The sequence below is a fragment of the Nguyenibacter vanlangensis genome (genome assembly GCF_013376155.1).
GTDB lineage: Bacteria > Pseudomonadota > Alphaproteobacteria > Acetobacterales > Acetobacteraceae > Gluconacetobacter > Gluconacetobacter vanlangensis.
In genome coordinates, this window is record NZ_JABXXP010000414.1 from 1 (window position 1) to 2,602 (window position 2,602).

A 2,602-nucleotide genomic window follows, 5' to 3' on the forward strand; every position below is an offset into this window, starting at 1 on the left:
GGGCACGCGCCCCGGCGCGTCCGGCGCGACCACCGCCCCGCGGCCGTAATCGAAGATCCGGACGATGTCGAGATGCCCCAGCATCGCCGCCGGAACGACGACCGGCTGCCCGGGACGCGGATAATGGACCCGGCCGACGGGCAGGCCAGGGGGCAGTGAATCGATCTCGCCATTGGTGACGACACGTTCTCCCTCGATCGGCGGATTATCCTGCGGGTAATAGATCAGGCGCGGAGTAGCTGAATTGTCCCCCGCCATTATAGCCGCCCCGTGGCTGACTTCCAGAGTGACCGGAATGCGGCTGGACTCATCCGTCACCAGCAGCACCCGCGCCGAGCGGATTCCGGTTTCGGTCACCCGCCCGACCAGGCCCGACGCGTCCAGCGCGATCTCGCCCTTGCGGATTCCCGCATCGACGCTGGCGGCCACCAGCACGCTGCGGGCATACAGCCCGCTGGCGTCGCGCACCACGCGGCCGGTGACGAAGGACGATTCCGGATCCGGCATCCAGTGCAGGTTGGCCTTCAGGGTCGCGTTCTCGTCGGCCAGGGCGGCCGCGACGTCGTACCAATGGCGCAGATTGGCGTTCTCGGCACGCAGGCGCTGGTTTTCGGCCTCGACCCGCCCCATGTCGCGCACCCGGCCGACCAGGAAGCGGATCCGCGCCTGCGGCCAGGCGATCATCCCATAGGCCGGCGCCAGCAGATCGGCGACCTCCATGCGCATCCGCTCGGCCAGCGGGCGATCCGCCTGTCCCAGCAGCATGACGCCCAGCGCCGCGACGATCAGGAACGGCAGCACCAGCTTGTCCAGGGCCTGGCGCAGCGGGATGGACAGCGGAATCATCGCGCGGCACCCCCGCACGACAGATGCCGCCCGGTCGCGTCGCCGATCCGCTCGCCGTCGTTCCGCGGGATCTTCATCACCCCCGCCCCCTTGCCCGTGCCTGTCCCGGACGCGCGGCGCGCGCCCGGCTCGCCTCTTCCGCGGTCAGTATCAGTACATGCTGGTCAGTACGTTCTTCAGCCGTTTCATTTCTTCCAGCGCGCGCCCGGTCCCCAGCGCCACACAGGACAGCGCGTCCTCGCCCACCGTGACCGGCAGGCCCGTCGAACGGCGCAGCACGTCGTCCAGCCGATAGAGCAGCGCCCCCCCGCCCGTCAGCACGATCCCCTTGTCCACGATGTCGGCGGCCAGTTCCGGCGGCGTGTTTTCCAGCGCGGTGGTGACGGCATCGACGATCTGGCTGACCGGCTCGGCCAGGCTCTCGGCGATCTGCGCCTGCGAGACCACGACCTCCCGCGGCACGCCGTTGATCAAATCCCGGCCCTTGACCTCACGCCAGCCGCCGTCATCCTGGTAATCGTCCGGCGGCAGCGCCGACCCCAGCTCGATCTTGATCCGCTCGGCCGAGCTTTCGCCGATCAGCAGGTTATGGGTACGGCGGATATAGGAAATGATCGCCTCATCCATCTTGTCGCCGCCGACACGGGCCGACCGGGCATAGACGATGCCGCCCAGCGAGATCACCGCGACCTCGGTGGTGCCGCCGCCGATATCGACGATCATGCTGCCCGATGGCTCGGTGACCGGCAGGCCGGCGCCGATCGCCGCCGCCATCGGCTCCTCGATCAGGAACACCTTGCGCGCTCCGGCGCTTTCCGCGCTTTCCTGGATGGCGCGGCGCTCGACCGCGGTCGAGCCCGACGGCACGCAGACGATGATCAGCGGGCTGGCGAACATCCGGCGGTTATGCACCTTGCGGATGAAATGCTTGATCATTTCTTCGGCGACTTCGAAATCGGCGATGACGCCGTCGCGCAGCGGCCGGATCGCGGTGATGTTGCCGGGCGTCCGCCCGACCATCTGCTTGGCTTCCTCGCCCACCGCCAGGACCTGCTTCTTGCCGCGCACGTCGGCGATCGCCACCACCGACGGTTCGTTCAGAACGACGCCGCGTCCCTTGACATAGACGAGCGTATTGGCCGTGCCGAGGTCAATGGCCATGTCGGCCGACAAAAGACCCAGCAGACGAGCAAACATGCAGAACTCCCGCGAACAAGCACGACCCCGGCCGGCGGATGCGCCACGGCGGCGGGCCGCGCGCACGTTAACCGGTACTGTCGGATCAGGGCGAGGGCTTACCGGGGCCGCGCCCCCTGGGCAAGGCCCACGGACATTAATTCGTGCTTTTCATATGTCATCCGGGCCGCCATCCGGGCCGTCATTCCGGCCGCCCTTCGGATCGCCCTTCGATCGGTTGAAAAAATTTGCCGTCGCCCGGCTGCCGGACCCTGTACGCCTCCCCATATTCCCTGCGTCGAGAGGACCCGGTCCCGCCTTCCGCGTTCCGCCTTTCGCGCTGCCCTGTTTTCGCCACCGAAACGCCGCGCGGAATTCATGAGCGGGACCGACAGTTCCCCGTCACATGACAATCCAGCCGCCTCATGTGCGAGGCGCCTGGCGATTTCGATGAGGATATTGACCATGACGATCCGCGTGCATGCCCCCCTTCTGGCTCGCTCCGCGATCCTCGGCGCCGGCCTGCTGGCGCTCGCCGGCTGCAGCAATCCCTATGACCCGGGCCAGCGCGCGCTGGGCG

Annotated in this window: 2 protein-coding genes; both read right to left on the reverse strand. The window is 68.0% G+C overall.

The features are described from left to right. Window positions 1–843 (reverse strand): rod shape-determining protein MreC (gene mreC / locus HUK84_RS14665; protein WP_176640949.1); only part of this gene is annotated, 843 nt, incomplete at its 3' end. A 153-nt stretch (window positions 844–996) separates the two neighbouring features. Continuing rightward, the gene (locus tag HUK84_RS14670) at window positions 997–2,043 is read right to left on the reverse strand and encodes a rod shape-determining protein (protein WP_176640948.1); all 1,047 of its coding nucleotides are present in this window, start codon (window positions 2,041–2,043) and stop codon (window positions 997–999) included. Between the last annotated feature and the right edge of the window lie 559 nt (window positions 2,044–2,602).

Bases quoted from the DNA above. Each gene is read 5' to 3' on its own strand.
- HUK84_RS14670 (WP_176640948.1), bottom strand. From the start codon at position 2,043: ATGTTTGCTCGTCTGCTGGGTCTTTTGTCGGCCGACATGGCCATTGAC.